At 65.2% G+C, this 16,488-nt stretch carries 14 protein-coding genes; 9 read left to right on the top strand and 5 right to left on the bottom strand.

The annotated features are described in order from the left end of the window. Nucleotides 1-23: 23 nt before the first annotated feature. Nucleotides 24-1,283, top strand: coding sequence for an FAD-dependent oxidoreductase (locus tag Q0L48_RS08145; protein ID WP_296719467.1), 1,260 nt, complete (start codon nt 24-26; stop codon nt 1,281-1,283). Here Q0L48_RS08145 and queG read toward each other — a convergent pair. Beyond that, nucleotides 1,267-2,352: a tRNA epoxyqueuosine(34) reductase QueG gene (gene queG, locus Q0L48_RS08140; RefSeq protein WP_296719464.1), complete on the bottom strand. Its 1,086-nt coding sequence runs from the start codon at nt 2,350-2,352 to the stop codon at nt 1,267-1,269. The genes Q0L48_RS08145 and queG overlap by 17 nt on opposite strands. 46 nt (nt 2,353-2,398) lie before the next feature. On the opposite strand from queG, the gene Q0L48_RS08135 reads away from it, so the two are divergent. The 4 genes from Q0L48_RS08135 (at nt 2,399) to msrB (ending at nt 6,716) form a co-directional block, all read left to right on the top strand. Continuing rightward, nucleotides 2,399-3,409: an ABC transporter ATP-binding protein gene (locus Q0L48_RS08135; RefSeq protein ID WP_296719462.1), complete on the top strand. Its 1,011-nt coding sequence runs from the start codon at nt 2,399-2,401 to the stop codon at nt 3,407-3,409. Next, complete coding sequence (locus Q0L48_RS08130; protein ID WP_296719459.1) at nt 3,406-4,686, top strand: ABC transporter permease; 1,281 nt, start codon at nt 3,406-3,408, stop codon at nt 4,684-4,686. Before Q0L48_RS08135 ends, Q0L48_RS08130 begins: the two co-directional genes overlap by 4 nt. A gap of 101 nt (nt 4,687-4,787) precedes the next feature. Beyond that, nucleotides 4,788-6,128 carry a cytochrome P450 gene (locus Q0L48_RS08125; RefSeq protein WP_296719458.1) on the top strand — a complete coding sequence of 447 codons (1,341 nt, stop codon included), beginning with the start codon at nt 4,788-4,790 and terminating at the stop codon, nt 6,126-6,128. Between the two features lie 75 nt (nt 6,129-6,203). Then, nucleotides 6,204-6,716, top strand: coding sequence for a peptide-methionine (R)-S-oxide reductase MsrB (gene msrB / locus Q0L48_RS08120; protein WP_296719705.1), 513 nt, complete (start codon nt 6,204-6,206; stop codon nt 6,714-6,716). A 17-nt stretch (nt 6,717-6,733) separates the two neighbouring features. Here msrB and Q0L48_RS08115 read toward each other — a convergent pair whose 3' ends face one another. Next, nucleotides 6,734-7,369 (bottom strand): PilZ domain-containing protein, encoded by a 636-nt coding sequence (locus tag Q0L48_RS08115; RefSeq protein WP_296719456.1) that lies wholly within the window; start codon nt 7,367-7,369, stop codon nt 6,734-6,736. Between the two features lie 422 nt (nt 7,370-7,791). On the opposite strand from Q0L48_RS08115, the gene Q0L48_RS08110 reads away from it, so the two are divergent. Then, complete coding sequence (locus tag Q0L48_RS08110) at nt 7,792-8,661, top strand: sterol desaturase family protein (protein WP_296719453.1); 870 nt, start codon at nt 7,792-7,794, stop codon at nt 8,659-8,661. Nucleotides 8,662-8,670: 9 nt separating this feature from the next. On the opposite strand, the gene Q0L48_RS08105 is transcribed toward Q0L48_RS08110, so the two are convergent. Both Q0L48_RS08105 and Q0L48_RS08100 read right to left on the bottom strand, forming a co-directional pair. Then, nucleotides 8,671-10,716, bottom strand: coding sequence for a TonB-dependent receptor (locus Q0L48_RS08105; protein WP_296719450.1), 2,046 nt, complete (start codon nt 10,714-10,716; stop codon nt 8,671-8,673). A gap of 149 nt (nt 10,717-10,865) precedes the next feature. Beyond that, the gene (locus Q0L48_RS08100) at nt 10,866-12,104 is read right to left on the bottom strand and encodes a polyhydroxyalkanoate depolymerase (RefSeq protein ID WP_296719702.1); all 1,239 of its coding nucleotides are present in this window, start codon (nt 12,102-12,104) and stop codon (nt 10,866-10,868) included. Nucleotides 12,105-12,305: 201 nt separating this feature from the next. Here Q0L48_RS08100 and Q0L48_RS08095 point away from each other — a divergent pair, with 201 nt between their 5' ends. From Q0L48_RS08095 to Q0L48_RS08085, 3 genes are all read left to right on the top strand, one after another. Then, complete coding sequence (locus Q0L48_RS08095; protein ID WP_296719446.1) at nt 12,306-14,180, top strand: ABC transporter transmembrane domain-containing protein; 1,875 nt, start codon at nt 12,306-12,308, stop codon at nt 14,178-14,180. A 159-nt stretch (nt 14,181-14,339) separates the two neighbouring features. Next, nucleotides 14,340-15,152, top strand: coding sequence for an undecaprenyl-diphosphate phosphatase (locus Q0L48_RS08090; protein ID WP_296719443.1), 813 nt, complete (start codon nt 14,340-14,342; stop codon nt 15,150-15,152). Between the two features lie 89 nt (nt 15,153-15,241). After that, nucleotides 15,242-15,499, top strand: a complete 258-nt coding sequence (locus tag Q0L48_RS08085; protein WP_296719441.1) for a hypothetical protein — start codon at nt 15,242-15,244, stop codon at nt 15,497-15,499. On the opposite strand, the gene phhA is transcribed toward Q0L48_RS08085, so the two are convergent. After that, nucleotides 15,496-16,434 carry a phenylalanine 4-monooxygenase gene (gene phhA / locus Q0L48_RS08080; RefSeq protein WP_296719438.1) on the bottom strand — a complete coding sequence of 313 codons (939 nt, stop codon included), beginning with the start codon at nt 16,432-16,434 and terminating at the stop codon, nt 15,496-15,498. The two genes, Q0L48_RS08085 and phhA, sit on opposite strands and share 4 nt — an antisense overlap. Nucleotides 16,435-16,488 lie beyond the last annotated feature (54 nt).

Genomic DNA, 16,488 nt, shown 5'->3' with positions numbered 1-16,488 from the left:
CGCGGAACGGACATAGCGAGGCCATGGCAACATCATCTTCCTCACAATCGCCGCTGCACGCCGACGTGGTGATCGTCGGCACCGGCCACGGCGGGGCGCAGGCGGCGATCGCCCTGCGCCAGCAGGGGCACGAAGGTTCGATCCTGATGATCGGGCGCGACGCTGCGCCGCCTTACGAACGCCCGCCGCTGTCGAAGGAATATCTCGCCGGGGACAAGGGGTTCGAACGGATCATGATCCGGCCCGAAAGGTTCTGGGCCGACAAGAGCATCGATCTCAGGCTGGGGGCCGCGGTGACGGGCATCGATCCGGCGGCGCACCGGCTGACCCTGTCGGACGGCGGCAGCGTTACCTATCGCAAGCTGATCTGGTCGGGCGGCGGCGATCCGCGCCGCCTGCCGGTACCGGGCGCGGTGCTGCCCGGCGTGTTCTATGTCCGCGACAAGGCTGATGCCGATGCGATGATGGCCGCGCTGGCGAGCGGGGCGAAGCGCGCCGTGGTGATCGGCGGCGGCTATATCGGTCTGGAGGCGGCAGCGGTGCTGCGCAAGCTCGGCTGCGAGGTCACGCTGGTCGAGATGCTGCCGCGCCTGCTCGCACGGGTCGCGGGTGAGGAAATGTCGGATTTCTTCGCCTCCGAACACCGCAGGCAAGGCGTCGACGTGCGGCTTGAAACCGGCGTGCGCGCTGTGCTGGGCGAGGATGCGGGCCATGTCACCGGCGTTGCATTGGAAAGCGGCGAGGAGATCGCCTGCGACATGGTGGTGGCGGGCATCGGCATCGTCCCTGCAGTCGCGCCGCTGATCGCCGCCGGGGCTGCCGGGTCCAACGGGGTCGATGTCGATTTCTGCTGCCGCACCACGCTGGATGATATCTATGCCATCGGTGACTGCGCTGCCCACGTGAACCCTTACGCCGATAACGCGGTGATCCGGCTCGAATCGGTCCAGAACGCGCACGACATGGCGTGCACCGTGGCGAAGGCGATCATGGGCGATAAGGAACCCTACAAGGCGCTGCCGTGGTTCTGGTCGAACCAGTATGATCTCAAATTGCAGACCGCAGGCCTCAGCCTCGGTTTCGACGCGACCGTGCTGCGCGGCGATCCGGACACACGCAAGTTCACCGTGGTGTATCTCAGGGACGGCAAGCCGATCGCGTTCGATTGCGTGAACAGCATGAAGGATTATGTGCAGGCCCGCAAAATGCTCGAAGGCGGGGCGCGCCGGATCGATCCGGCGGTGCTGGCCGATCCCGAAGTGCCGATCAAGGACATGAGCTGAGCCGCGCCAAGGCCCACTCGGCTGCATCGGCAACCACCGGATCGGGATCGCCGGTCAGCGCCGCGACCTGCCCAGCCAGCGCCGAATCCCCGCTATTGCCCGCTGCATAAAGACAGTTGCGCACGAAGCGATCACGCCCGATCCGCTTGATCGGTGAGCCGGAAAACAGCGACCGGAACCCCGCATCGTCGAGTGCCAGCAACTCCGCCAGCCGCGGCGCGACCAGTTCGGCGCGGGGGAGAAACTCACGCATCGCCTGCGCTTCGGATGCGAACTTGTTCCACGGACACACCGCCAGACAATCGTCGCAGCCATAGATGCGATTGCCCAGCGCGGCGCGGAATTCCTCCGCAACCGGCCCCTTGTGCTCGATGGTGAGATAGGAAATGCAGCGCCGCGCATCGAGCCGATAGGGCGCGGGGAAGGCATTGGTCGGGCAGGCATCCAGACAGGCCCGGCAGCTCCCGCACTGGTCGCGGTGGACCTCAGCCGGCGACAGTTCCAGCGTCGTGTAGATCGCCCCCAGAAACAGCCAGCTGCCGTGATCGGGGCTGACGAGGTTGGTGTGCTTGCCCTGCCACCCGATCCCCGCCGCCTCGCCCAGCGGTTTTTCCATCACCGGCGCGGTGTCGACGAACACCTTCACTTGCGCGCCGGGCACTTCGGCCACCAGCCAGCGGGCCAGCGCCTTCAGCCGCTTTTTCACGACATCATGATAATCCTTGCCCTGCGCATAGACCGAAATACGCGCGCGGTCCGGCGCCGCCTCCAGCGCCAGCGGATCATGCGCCGGGGCGTAGCTCATCCCCAGCGCGATTACGCTGCGCGCCTGCGGCCACAGGTCTTGCGGAGAGCGGCGCTGATCGGCGCGCGCCTCCATCCACTCCATGCTGCCGTGGTGGCCTTCGCCCAGCCATGTCTCCAGCCGCGCAGCGCGCACAGGGTCTTCGGCTGCGCTGGCGAACCCGCAGGCGGCAAAGCCCAGCGCGCGCGCCTGCCCGGCAATCCGCGCGCCGAGATCATCGGCAGAGGCAGGCGGCAGATCAGACCTTGCCGGGGCGTTTACCATATTTGGAGAGGCTCCCGTTTAATCCTGCGCACTAACCGCCTTAGCCATGGACATGGCGGTAAGCGATCACTCAATATCGGGCAATCACGAGGATGGCTTCAGCGCCGTTCCCGCCGATACCCGCCCCCTCGCAATCGAAGCCCGCGGGCTGGTCAAGAGTTTTGACGGAACGCGCGCGGTCGACGGGGTGGATATATCGATACCCGAGGGCGCGATCTACGGCATTCTCGGCCCCAATGGCGCGGGCAAGACGACGACGCTGCGGATGCTGTTGGGCATTATCGACCCCGACGAAGGCGTGCGCCGCGTGTTCGGGCATGACCGGCCGCATGATATCGGCCGCTTGATCGGCTATCTGCCCGAAGAACGCGGGCTGTACCCTTCGATGAAATGCATCGAAGCGATTGCCTTCATGGGCGCGCTGCGCGGACTGCCGCTGAAAGTCGGGCGCGAGCGGGCGGTCGAACTGCTCGAAAGGCACGGGTTGGGCCATGCAGCGGGCCGCCAGATCCGCCAGCTTTCCAAAGGCATGGCACAAACCGTCCAGCTGCTCGGCACGCTGGTGCATCGCCCCAAGCTGGTGGTGCTGGATGAACCGTTCTCCGGGCTCGACGCGATCAATCAGGGCAAGCTGGAAGGGATGATCCGCGCGCTGGCCGACGACGGCGTGACGGTAATCTTCTCCACCCACGTGATCCACCATGCCGAACGCCTGTGCGAAGGCGTGGCGATCATCGCCGGGGGCAAAGTGCCCTATGCCGGCAGTGTCGAGGCCGCGCGTGACCGGATTCCGGCGCAGGTACGGCTGGAAACGCGGGCGCGCGAAGGCGCATGGCTCGCCGCGCTGCCTGCCGAGACCCGCCGCAACGGCGATTTCCTGCAATTTCCGCTGCCCGAAAGCGGCGTCGAACCGCTGCTGCGCCAGCTGATCGAAGGCGAGGCCGGCATCCTGTCGCTGTCCATCGAGCGCGCCGGGCTGCACGATGCGTTTGTCGCCATCGCCGGTGAGGCGGCCGCCCGCCAGCTTGAAGCCGATGCCGAGGAGGCCCGCGCATGAACGCCGCCGACACGATCCGCCCGCGCCTCTCCACGCTCGAAGCCGCATGGGTGATCGCCCGCCGCGACTTCCTCGCCGTGCTGCTGAGCCGCGCTTTCCTGTTTTTCCTGCTCGGCCCGTTGTTTCCGGTGATCGTCGGCGGGCTGGCCGGGATGATCGGCGGCGAAGTGCAGCGCGATGCGGTGAGCGTCGAGGTCGGGCTTGCCATGAACGCGCAGGATAATGCTGCGATGCTGGCCGCAGCCGGGCGGCTTGCCCCGCAGCTGGGCGGCGCTCTGCCCGCCTTGCGCGCAGTGCCCGAAGCCGCGACCGAGCCTGCGTTCGACGCGCGCGCTTTCCTTGAGGCGCGGCGCGGCAATTATGCCGCGATCGTCACCGGCACCCCCGCCCAGCCCGAACTGATCGGCACCGAAGGCCAATTGGCCCGCTGGCAAGGCCCGGTCGGGCTGATCGCCGAACAGGCGCTGAAGACCGAACCGAGCGTGTTCCCGCAGGTCGTCAGCGAAGTCGTGACCACCAGCGCCGCCGCCGAACGCTCCAGCCGGATCCAGACCGCGCAGATCGCGCAGATGGTGCTGTTCCTGCTGACGATGCTGCTCGCGGGGATGGTACTGTCCAACCTCGTCGAGGAGAAAGCCAACAAGATCATCGAGATCCTGGCCGCCGCAATCCCGATGGATGCGGTATTCATGGGCAAGCTGTTCGCGATGCTCGGCGTGTCCTTCGTCGGTATCGCGGTCTGGGGGCTGGCGGGCTTCGGGCTGTGGAGCATCGGCAGCACTGCGATCACCGGCAGCACCGGCTTCGATATCGCGAGCCTGCCTGCACCCGCAGTCGGCTGGCCGCTGTTCCTGGTGCTGGGCGTGGTCTATTTCGCGATGGCGTACCTGCTGCTCGGCGCGCTGTTCCTGACGATCGGGGCGATGGCCAACACCGTGCGCGAGGTGCAGACCCTGTCGATGCCGGTCACCATGATGCAGTTGATGGTGTTCTTCCTTGCCGCCTACACGATCAAGCAGCCGGGTTCGGGGCTGGAACTGGCGGCGGTGGTGTTCCCGCTGTCGTCGCCCTTCGCCATGCTGGCGCGCGCGGCGATGGAGGAAAGCCTGTGGGTGCACGCCGCCGCGCTGGCGTGGCAGGCGCTGGCGGTGCTGGTGCTGATCAAGGGCGGATCGCGCCTGTTCCGCAAGCGGGTGATGAAATCGGGCAATGCCGGACGCGCGCCGCGTGCCCGCCGGTGGGGGATACGGATGACGGCGCGCGAACCGGCGGAATAGGTTCCAAATCGCAACCCACTATTGACATCGCTGTCAGCTAAGGCAGGATGCGACTCGGACAGGAGCGGCCCCACCAAGAGGCTGCCCGACGGGAGAGAGACATGGCCACCATCGCCGCCCCGCAACGCCCGCAAGTGCGCCGCGAACCGACCGCCTATGATGCGCTGAAGGCCCATTTCGCGGCCCATCCGGAAGAACGCGTCAAGCACAGCCACCCCTGGGACGTCAGCCGCTCCGACATCTATTTCGAGGACACCTGGCAGCCGGTCTTTGCCGAAATGCGCGCCGCCGGGCCGCTGCACTGGATCCCCGAAAGCCCGTTCGGACCCTATTGGGCGGTGGTCGGCCACAAGGCGATCCAGCATATCGAGGCGCTGCCCGAAACCTTCTCGTCGAGCTGGGAATATGGCGGCATCACGATCCTCAACCGGCTGACCGAGGAAGAGGCCGAAGCCGCCGGGGTCGACACCCGCGAACTGCCGATGTTCATTGCGATGGATCGCCCGCAACACACCGGCCAGCGCCGCACTGTCGCGCCCAAATTCACGCCCAGCGCGGTGGTCGACATGGAGGCCGAAATCCGCACCCGCACCGGCGAAGTGCTCGATCGCCTGCCGCGCGGCCAGACCTTTGACTGGGTGGAGAATGTCTCGATCGAACTGACCACCGGAATGCTGGCGATTTTGTTCGGATTTCCGTGGGAAGACCGCCGCCTCCTGACCCTGTGGTCCGATTGGGCGGGCGATACCGAACTCGCCACCGTGCGTTCGCTCGATGAAACCCGCTGGGGCTTCCTTCAGGAAATGGGGGCCTATTTCCAGTCGCTGTGGGTCGAGCGGACGATGGACAAGGAGCCGGGCAATGATCTCATCTCGATGATGCTCCATTCGCCCGCGATGAACCAGATGCGCCCGGAAGAATTCATGGGCAATCTGGTGCTGCTGATCGTCGGCGGGAACGACACCACCCGCAACACCATGAGCGGCATCATCCACGGGCTCGACAAGTTCCCCGACCAGCGCAAATTGTTCGAGGAACGGCCCGACCTCATCCCCAACGCGGTGCAGGAATGCCTGCGTATGCAGACCCCGCTCGCGCATATGCGCCGCACCTGCACCGAGGATACCGAGGTATTCGGGCAGACCATCAAAAAAGGTGACAAGGTGGTGCTGTGGTATCTCAGCGCCAACCGCGACGAGGACGTGTTCGACAACGCCGACAAGCTCGACATCACGCGCGACAATGCGCGGCGGCATCTCGCCTTCGGCTACGGCATCCACCGCTGTGTCGGTGCGCGGCTGGCCGAATTGCAGCTGAAGGTGCTGCTGGAGGAAATGCACAAGCGCCGGATGCGGGTGCATGTCGCGGGCGATGTCGAACGGGTGCGGGCCAACTTCGTCCACGGCTTCCGCAAGCTCGAGGTCGAGATCACCGAGTTCTGATCGCAGCGATTACGCGGGCGTGAAACTTCCGGGCCGTTACGGACGTATTCAGGGGAGCCAGTCTACACCCTGATGATGGAACAACGCCCGATGCTCACCCGCCCGCTTCATCGCCGCACCATTCTTACCGCCGCCGGGATCGGCGTGGCCATGCCGCTGGTCGCGTCCTGCGGCGCGTCCGAAGCCCAGGCGAAATCCTATCCTGTCAGCAAGACCGAGGCCGAATGGCGCAAGGTGCTGACCAAGGACCAGTTCCATATCCTGCGGGAAGCGGGGACCGAGCGCGCCTACACCTCGCCGCTCGACAAGGAAAAGCGCAGCGGCACCTTCGTGTGCGCAGGCTGCGGCAACCGGCTCTATGGCTCGGCGCACAAATATGACAGCGGCACCGGCTGGCCCAGTTTCTGGCGGGCGATCGACAAGGGGGCCGTGGGCACCAGCACCGATTACAAGATCGGCTTCCCCCGCACCGAAGTGCATTGCGCCGATTGCGGCGGGCATCTGGGCCATATCTTCGGGGACGGGCCGAAGCCCACCGGAAAGCGTCACTGCATCAATGGTCTGGCGCTGAAATTCGTGCCGGCCTGAACGCAGCGGCGTTAGCGTTAGAGCAACGCTGGCGCCTGAAGCCGCGCTGCCAGCCGCGCAAATTCGCCAAGGCCGAACGTGTCGTCGAACACCACCCCGTAATGCCGTTCGCGGCGCCAGCGCACCTTGGCGCGCACTTCGCGCATCGCGCCCGAACCATCGGGCGCTTCGATCCGCACCGTCTGGTCGATCGCCAGCAGCGCATCACATTCGAACCGTGCGCCCTGCTGCGACAGGTTTTCAACCACCGCATCGCAGGTCAGCGTCAGTGTTCTGACTTTGACCGGAAAACACAGGCCCAGCCGCAATCCCCGCTTGGGATATTCGGCGGATTCGTTGATCAGTTTGGCGATGTCGACCGTTTCCGCGAAGGCAAAGCCCGCTTCGTTATCGCGGTTCCAGACCCGGTCGACCAGATAGACCGAGCCGCCGGGCATGTGCAGTTCGAATTGCTGGCAGCTCGGCAGTGCATGGAACAGGCGGACGCTGACACCGGTTTCGGACACGTCGCGAATGACGCAGACGAATTCGCCCTGCGCGGACGCCAGCTTGGCAGCCCGGATCAGCAGCGTGAAGCGCGGCGCGGCGCGCAGTTCGTCGACCCCCTGTTCGGGCGGATTTTCCAGCTGTGCTGTTGTCGCAGCCTTGTCCATATCCGTTTTGCACCCGTTGGGCTGTCCCCTGCTTCAAGAGCAGAAAGGCTCGCACCCCATATTGCACCAAGCCATAATCGGCAGCGGGTTAAGCACCTGATAACGGCCCATCCGGCGTTTTACCGGAAGGATAGAGGATGCAGGCGAAACCCGCTTTCCTACTTTACCGGGCGGCGGCAGGATCGCGGGCATGACCGGCCGGCTCTGCATCTCCGCTGAACATCGGCCCGCTGGAACAGCGCTGTGTGGAGGGCGGGTTTTTCGCTTCTGGACAGTGTCTCATATGTCTCCAACAGGGGCGAAGATGAACGGCTCTGCGGGGCCGTGCCCGCCCGCTCGACCCGGTGGGCAAGATGGCGTATGGATGGGGCCGGTCGTGCAATACTAGGGATGGTTACGAGCATTCTGACAGGGAACGTCCGATGAAACAGCGCCTCATCAACCTGCTGCCGCCCGCAACCCTTGCGGCGGTGCTCGCGTTCTGGGCCTTTGCGCCGGAAAGCTGGGCCGAAGCGCCGTGGACGATCATCGTCGTCGGGCTTGGCGTGCTCGCTTTCGTGCAATTGCTCGAACTGCTGTTCGAACGCCACGCGGGCTGGCGCATCACCGGCAAGGAATTGGCTACCGACGTGTTCTATGTAGCCTTCGGTTACGGCGTGATCGGCACGCTGAGCGAACTGCTGGTGAACGCGCCGATGATGCAGCTGAAGCAATCGCTCGGCATCGCGACCCCGTGGCTGGCGGAATTGCCGTTCCTGGTGCAGGTCGCAATCGTGATGCTGGTGTTCGAATTCGGCCAGTACTGGATGCACCGCTTGATGCATAACTGGCATCCGCTGTGGCTAACCCATGCGCCGCATCATCACATCACGCAGCTGAACGCGATGAAGGGCTTCATCGGCAATCCGATCGAACTGTTCCTGATCGGGCTGAGTGTGATCGCGCTGCTCGATGTCGATCTTAATGCGCTGTTCGCCGCGTTCAGCAGCCTCGGCGTGATCGCCACCTATGCCCACGCCAATGTCCGCGCCAATCCGCCGCTCTGGTTCGGGTTCTTCTTCACCACCATCCGCAACCACAGCCTGCACCACACCGCACTGAGTTACGAAGATACGCGCTGCAATTACGGCAACAGCGTGATCCTGTGGGACAGGGTGTTCGGCACCTATCGCGAAGGCGAATCCGAGGTGGTCGGACAGGACGATCGCAAGCGGCTGTCGATCAAGGAGCAGTTCCTGTTCCCGTTCCGCCCGCCGGTCACCCAGCCCGCCGAAGAAGCGGCGCAATCGTAACGCGCTGCCTCAGAAGCCGTAACGCAGGCCAAGCCACACGGTGCGCGGCACGCCGAGGTCGATCGATCCGCCCTGATTGCGGGTAACGATCGCCTCATCGGTCAGGTTCTCGCCCCGCAGCACGACTGACAGCTTGCCGACCAGCGGCGCGGCAAGGAAGGCATCAACTGTGGTCGCGGCGGGCAGCACGTCGCTTTCCAGATCGTCCTCGAACTGGGCGGAGACATGGCGCAGCGTGCCCGCGACCTGCCAGCCGGGCGCAGGTTTCCAGCCGAGGGTGAGCGTGGCCGCGAACTCGGGGGTCTGGGTGGGGCGGTTGCCGTCAAGGTCGAGCGAAGCTCCCTCGCCGCGCACTTCGGCGTCGGTCCACGCGAGCGCGCCATCGAGGCTGACCGCGCCGACCTTTGCCGCGACGCTCGCCTCGATCCCGCGCGCCTCGATCGCGGGCAGGTTCTGCCGCTGGCGCAGGTTGGGGGCGATGGTGACGTTGGCAATGGCATTCTCGACCGCGTTGTCGAACGCGGTGAGCGAGAGCACCACTTCGTTGACCGGCTGCCAGTCGAAGCCGATCTCGATGCCTTCGAGCCGCTCGTTCTCCAGCGCGGCATTGGCCTGGGTCACCACCGGGAACACCACGAAGGGGCGGTACAACTCGTTGAGGGTCGGCAGGCGCAGCCCGGTATAGGCCGCGACGCGCAGGTCGAGCCGCCGGGTGGCATAGAACAGCGCGCCTGCCCGCCAGCTGAGCGTCCAGTCGGCGCGGTCGGGGGCGATGATCTCGCTGACCACCGCGCCCGCCGGATCGACCGCGCGGTAGAAGCCATCGGTGATGCTGGTGCGGTCGGCGCGCAGGCCGCCGTTGATGATCAGCGGGCCGATCTGCCAGTCGTCCTCGACGAACAGGCCGAGGTTCCCGGTCGCCCCGCCCGCACGGCGGCGTTCGGTGATGGTGCCGGTAAACGCGCTGATCGCGTCCTCCTGCAGCTCCCCGTCGGCGCGGCGGTAGTCGGCCCCGATGCGGATATCGTGCCCTTCGAGCAGCGGCGGGCGCAGTTCGAACTTGCCGCCGATCCCGGTCGAGGGGGTGCGGCGCTGGTCGAGCACCGGGGTGAAGCGGGTGGAGGAGATCACCACATTGCCGAAGTCGCGCGCCTGGATATAGGCGAGCGCATCGAACTGCCATTCGCCGCGCCCGACGATGCGCACACTCGCCTCCTGCCCTTCGCTGAGCGAATCCGCGTCTTTGAAGCGCAGCGTGCGGGTATCGCGGAAGGCGGCGACACGCGCCTGCAACTCCACATCATCGGTCAGCGGAGCAACCCCGCGCAACGCAGCGTTCCAGCTGTCGAACCCGGCGCGGGCAGTGGCGGGGACGCGTTGATCCTCGGGCGTGGTGAAGAAGCCCTGCCCGCGGTCCCAGCGCCCGCTGGCAACCGCAAAGCCGCTGCCGAGCCGCTGGGTCAGCACGCCGCTCGCCTCGGTCTCCGCCCGGTCGTTGATGGCTGCGCTGCCGAGGAACGGGCCGGTCGCAGACGGGTCGGCGCTTTCCAGCTCGATCGTGCCCGCCAACGCGCCCGCCCCGAACGGCCCCGACCCGCCGCCGCGCGTCACCCGGATCTGGCCGAGTGTCTCGGGCGGAACCGCCGACAGCGGGATGTAACCGAAGAACGGATCGGCCAGCGGCACTCCGTCGAGCAGCACCAGCGCGCGGCTGGTGGCGTTGCCGCCCAGCGCGCGCAGCGTGACGCCTTGCGCGCTCGGGTTCGAGGAACGGCTGTCGGATCGGCGGAACTGCTGGAACCCCGCGACATTGCGCAATACGTCCTCGATCCGGCCCGAGGGGCTGGCGACGATCGTCTCGCGCTCGATGATGGTGGTCGCGTAGATGCTGCTCGACAGCGCCGGCTCCAGCCCGCGCCCGGTAACGATGATCTCGGGCCTGGCTTCGGCTTCGGCTGGCTCCTGCTGCGGCGACTGCTCCTGCGCGGTGAGCGGCGCGCCCACGGGCAGGGACAGCGCTAGGACGGACACACAGGCAGACAGGCGCAGCATCATCGGTATCGGACAACCTTCAGGTGATTTCTTCGGGACCGGACCGGCGAGCGCCCCCGATCATTCGTTCTGGGACGGCGGGATATCCGGCATCGGCACGGATGAAAAGCGCAAGCCCGCAACTCGCCGCGAATGCAGCCCTGCCGGACGCCTTAACCCGAGTGGGCGGCGATCCATTCTTCCACCACCGGTGCGACCTTGTCGCGCCAGCGGCTGCCGTTGAAGATGCCGTAATGCCCGGCGCCTTCGGCCATGTAGTAACGCTTCTTGGCATCGGGCAGTTTCGGCGTCAGCTTCAAAGCCGCGCGGGTCTGGCCGAGGCCCGAGATATCGTCCCGCTCGCCTTCGATGGCGAGCAGCGCGGTGTCGGTGATCTGCTTGATGTCGACCAACTCGCCCTTGTGGCGGAACTCGGCCTTGGGGATCGAATGCTTCTGGAACACTTCTTCCACAGTCTGGAGGTAGAACTCCGCCGTCATGTCGCACACGCTGCGGTATTCGTCGTAGAAGGTCTTGGTCGCCTGCGCACTTGCATCGTCGCCCACGGTAAGGTGTTTGAACATCTCGTAGTGGCTCATCATGTGGCTCGACAGGTTCATGCTCATGAACGCGTTGAGCTGCATGAAGCCGGGATAGACGCGGCGGCCCGCACCCGCATATTTCGCCGGCACCGTCGCGATCACGGATTGGCGGAACCATTCGATCGGGCGCTGCATCGCCATGTTGTTGACCGCGGTGGGACATTCGCGGGTGTCGATCGGCCCGCCCATCATCGTCAAAGTGGCGGGCGTGGCAGGCGAATTGTGGAGGTTCATCAGCGCGGTCGCTGCGAAGGCGGGCACCGAAGGCTGGCACACCGCCATCATGTGGATGCGCTGGCCGCCTGCCTCATCGTGGATATGCTCGGAAAATTCGATCAGGTAATCGATATATTCGTCGAGATCGAAATTGTCCGCATCGGTCGGCACCGTCTTGGCATCGGCCCAGTCGGTGATGAACACCTCGCAGCTTTCCAGCATCCGCTCCACCGTGCCGCGCAGCAGCGTGGCATAATGCCCGCTCATCGGCGCGACGATCAGCAGGCGCGGGCGGTCTTCAGGGGTGCCTTCAACACGGAAGCGCAGCAGATCGCCGAACGGACGCTTCAATGTCGTGGTTTCGGTGACTGCATGGGCCTTGCCGCCGATTTCCACGGTCTCGATCCCGAACGCGGGCTTGCCGTAATGCGCGGTGGCGTGGGCGAACACTTCCAGCGCATTGGCGACCATCGGCCCCATGCCCATGTAGCCGAGCGGATTGGCCGGGTTGGACAGCATGCCCGAACTGATCGAAGCCAGCGCGCTGGCGCTGTTCATCCAGCTGCGTTGCAGTTCATAGGCGTGGTAAAGCATCGTGTGGCACTCCGGCATCGCGAACAATTTGCGCCGCTTGGAAGGGCGCTTGATGCTTCAGATGGGCCTTTGCGCTCTATTGTGCAATGCACAATTGGGTGGTGTAGCGGTGGCGCAGAGCAGGCGCAGCGGGTAAAGCCCATCACTATCCCGATTTTTGCACGTGAAATTCGCCTGCGTTAAGGCTAGGGCGGCGCGGATATGCATGGCGAACCCCAGACGCGCGGACCTTCCGAAGCCCAGCCCGACAGCGGCGGCGAGCCGTCGGCCCTGCCGGAAGTGGCTGCCGACGTGGCGGTTGCGGTGGACGAGGACACTCCGCGCTCGCGCTCGCTCGGGCCGCTGCGGATGGTGTACGGCACGGCGGTGCAATACCCGCGCCAGATCGTGCTCGCACTGCTGGCGCTGCTGATCACCTCGGCGGCGACACTGGCGATTCCGTGGCGGTTCAAGGTCATCATCGACGAAGCCTTCGGCGGCACCGCTACGCCTGACGATATCGGGCAGGCGTTCCAGTACCTACTGATGATCGTGGTCATCCTCGGCATCGGCACGGCGCTGCGGTTCTATTTCGTCAGTTGGCTCGGCGAACGGGTGGTCGCCGATATCCGGCTGAAAGTGCAGCAGAATCTGCTTCGTCTATCTCCCGGCTTCTACGAACTGAACAGCCCCAAGGAAATCTCCAGCCGGATGACGTCGGACACGGCGATCATCGAGAATGTGGTGGGCACCACGGTATCGGTGGCGCTGCGCAATTCCTTGACCGCGATCGGCGGGATCGGCTTGCTGCTGTATCTCGCCCCGTCGCTGACGCTGGGCCTGCTGATCGGCATTCCGCTGGTGATTGCGCCGATCGTCTTTTTCGGGCGTAAAATCAGGTCGGTCTCGCGCACCAGTCAGGACCGGATCGCCGATGTCGGCGCCTATGTCACCGAAGTGCTATCGGCGATGAAGATCGTGCAGAGCTTCGGGCAGGAGCGGCGCGAAAGCGCGCGGTTTGCCGGCGTGGTGGAGGAAACCTTTGAAACCGCGCGGCGGCGGATCGTGCTGCGCGCAGCGATGACCTCGATCGTGATACTGCTGGTGTTCGGCGGGGTGGTGCTGGTGATGTGGCGCGGTGCGCTGGCGGTGGCGGAAGGCGCGATCAGCGGCGGCACGATTGCCGCGTTCGTGCTTACCGGCGGGCTCGTCGCAGGCGCGCTGGGGTCGCTGACCGAAGTCTACGGCGATCTGCTACGCGGTGCCGGCGCGGCGAGCCGGCTGGCCGAATTGCTCGAATCCCGCCCCGAAATTGCTCCGCCTGCACGGCCCGAACGCCTGCCCGAACCGGCGCGCGGCAGCCTCAGCTTCCGCAATGTCACTTTCCGCTATCCGGCGCGGCCCGAGGTGGCGGCATTGAAGGACTTCACGCTCGAGATCGAGCCGGGCGAGACAGTCGCCATCGTCGGCCCTTCGGGCGCTGGCAAGAGCACGATTTTCCAGCTGGTCGAACGGTTCTACGATCCGCAGGTCGGCACCATCCGGTTGGACGGCGTGCCGCTGACCAGCGCCGATCCGGGCGATATCCGCGCGCGCCTCGCGCTGGTGCCGCAGGACGGGGTGCTGTTCAGCGCCAATGCGCGCGACAATCTGCGCTACGGCAAGTGGGACGCGACCGACGAACAGATCTGGGACGCGGCGCGCGCTGCCAACGCGGAAAGCTTCATCAAGGCGTTGCCCAATGGCCTCGACACCTATCTGGGCGAAGGCGGAACGCAGCTTTCGGGCGGCCAGCAGCAACGCGTCGCCATTGCCCGCGCGCTGCTGCGCGATGCGCCTATCCTGCTGCTCGACGAAGCGACCAGCGCATTGGATGCCGAAAGCGAACAGCTGGTGCAGCAGGCGCTCGAAAAGCTGATGTCGCAGCGCACGACGCTGGTGATCGCCCACCGCCTCGCCACGGTGCGCGCGGCGGACCGGATCGTGGTGCTGGAAGATGGCCGGATCGTGGAACAGGGCACGCATGATGCACTGAGCAAGGCGGGCGGGTTATACGCGCGGCTCGCCCGGCTGCAATTCGCCGACGTGGCGGCGTAACTCACGCTTTTCCTTGAGCGAGAATATCGGCAATGCGCTGTACATTCCGCCGAAACAGCGCGTGCGGATCTGGTGAAACCGATCTATGGCCCGCTCCTTCATAAAGGAGCGGGCCTTTTGGTTTGACACTGCCGCGCGGCTCGTCAAAGCGCCTCGGCCATGAGCGAAACCATTGTGGCGATCCTGCTCGGCATCCTTGAAGGGCTGACCGAGTTCCTCCCCGTATCATCGACCGGGCACCTGATCCTTGCCAGCGAGCTGTTCGGCTATGATGCCGCGCAGTGGGCGCAGTTCAATATCGTCATCCAGCTGGGCGCGATTCTGGCCGTGGTGGTGACCTATTTTCGCTACCTCTGGGGCATGTTCATGGGCCTGCTGCGGTGGGAGCCGGTGGCGGTTCGGTTCGTGCGCAACCTGCTGGTCGCCTTCATCCCGGCGGCAGTGATCGGCCTGTCGGTGAAAGACCAGATCGACGTGATGCTGGAAAGCCCACTGGTGGTCGCCTGGGCGCTGCTGGTTGGCGGGATCGCCATGATCGGGCTGGAAAAAACCGTGCGCCCCGGCCCGGATACCGGCGTGGCGGACATTCCGCTGGCGAAAGTGATCGGCATCGGATTCATTCAGTGCCTTGCCATGATTCCCGGCACCAGCCGTTCGGGCGCGACCATCCTTGGTGCGCTGGCGATGGGCGTTGGCCGCAAGACCGCGGCGGAATTCAGCTTCTTTCTTGCCGTGCCGACGATGCTGGGGGCGGCGACGGTCAAGATCGCATCGGAGCCGGAAAAGCTGCTGGCGGGCGGCGGGTTGATCGGCTGGGGCGAGATCGCGCTGGGCCTGATCGCCGCTTTCCTGACCGCGCTGGTCGTGATCCGCGCCTTCGTCACCTATGTGAGCCGCTTCGGTTTCGCGCCTTTCGCTTACTACCGCATCGTGGTCGGCGGCGCGGCGATTGCGTGGCTGATGCTGCGCTGATCTGCATCCCTCAGGAACCACTGGAGCGCACAGTGGTTTGGGAGTCGAGCGGGGCACCTTGCCCGCACTCCCTGGAGAGTTTGCCGGAAATGGCGTTACTGGTGCTGATCATGTTGGGCGTGACGACGGGGTGGCTGGCCTCGATCATCGCACGTACCGAAGCACCGGGCGCAATTCTGCGTCAGATCGCCGTTGGCGTGGTCGTTTCGCTGGTTGCAGGGGTCATCGCCAATGGCGGGACGATGCTGGGCAGCCTGTCGTTCCTCGGCCTCGGCGTTGCGCTGGCGGCGACTGCGGTCGCGCTGGTGCTGTACCACGCGGTACTGCGGCGCAAGGCAGAAGCCTAGACCGGCGCAGCCCCGCTGCCGCGCCCACCGCGCAAGTGGTATTCCTGTGTCCCGCGGTGCAGCACATTATCGACATCGATCACCGCCGAATTGGCATAGGTAAAGCCTGCCGGAAGGCTGCGGTACAAGCGGTCGAAATCCCGCTCCACCGTCTGGCGGTAGAGGTCTTCGAAGCCGGGAATAACGAAATAGGTCGGTTGCAGATCGCTGATGACGTAATCGGTGCGCATCACCCGGTCGACGTTGAGCACGATCCGGTTGGGGCTTTGCGCCTCGACCGCGAACCGCGCTTCGGTCGGGCCAGACAGGATGCCCGCGCCATAGGCCCGGATACCGTCGGCTTCCTCGATCAGTCCGAACTCCACCGTGTACCAGTAGAGCGCACCCAGCGCCTTCAAGCGGTTATACCGCATCGCCTTCCACCCGGCGCGGCCGTATTCCTGCATGTAATCGGCATAGACCGGATCGGTCAGCATCGGGACATGGCCGAACACGTCGTGGAAAACGTCGGGTTCCTGGATGTAGTCGAAGGTTTCGCGGGTGCGGATGAAATTGCCAGCGGGAAAGCGGCGGTTGGCCAAATGCCAGAAGAACACGTGATCGGGGATCAGCATCGGCACCGGCACCACACTCCATCCGGTGAGCGCGCCGAGTTCCTCTGACAGCGTGCCGAATTCGGGAATGCCGCCGCGCCCCAGATCGAGCTTTTCCAGCCCCGCCATGAAGGCGCTTGCCGCGCGGCCGGGCAGCACTTCCATCTGGCGGGCAAACAGATCGTTCCATACAGCGTCGTCTTCGGCGGTATAATCGGTCTGCTTCGGCTCGAGCCAGTCCTCGCCGACATGGGCGGGCTTGGCGAGCGGCGCGGTAAAGACATCGCCCGACATTTCGGGCAATGTGGCGTAATCGGGGGTAGGGTCTGCAATCGTGGCCATATCGTTGCAGATGATACTATCACCGACGCACGGCAAGGACAAATCGGAGTGGGC

Source organism: Erythrobacter sp. (genome assembly GCF_024305245.1).
Taxonomy (GTDB): Bacteria; Pseudomonadota; Alphaproteobacteria; order Sphingomonadales; family Sphingomonadaceae; genus Erythrobacter.
Note: the sequence above shows the minus strand (reverse complement) of the source record. Positions and strands in the feature narration are given on the sequence as shown.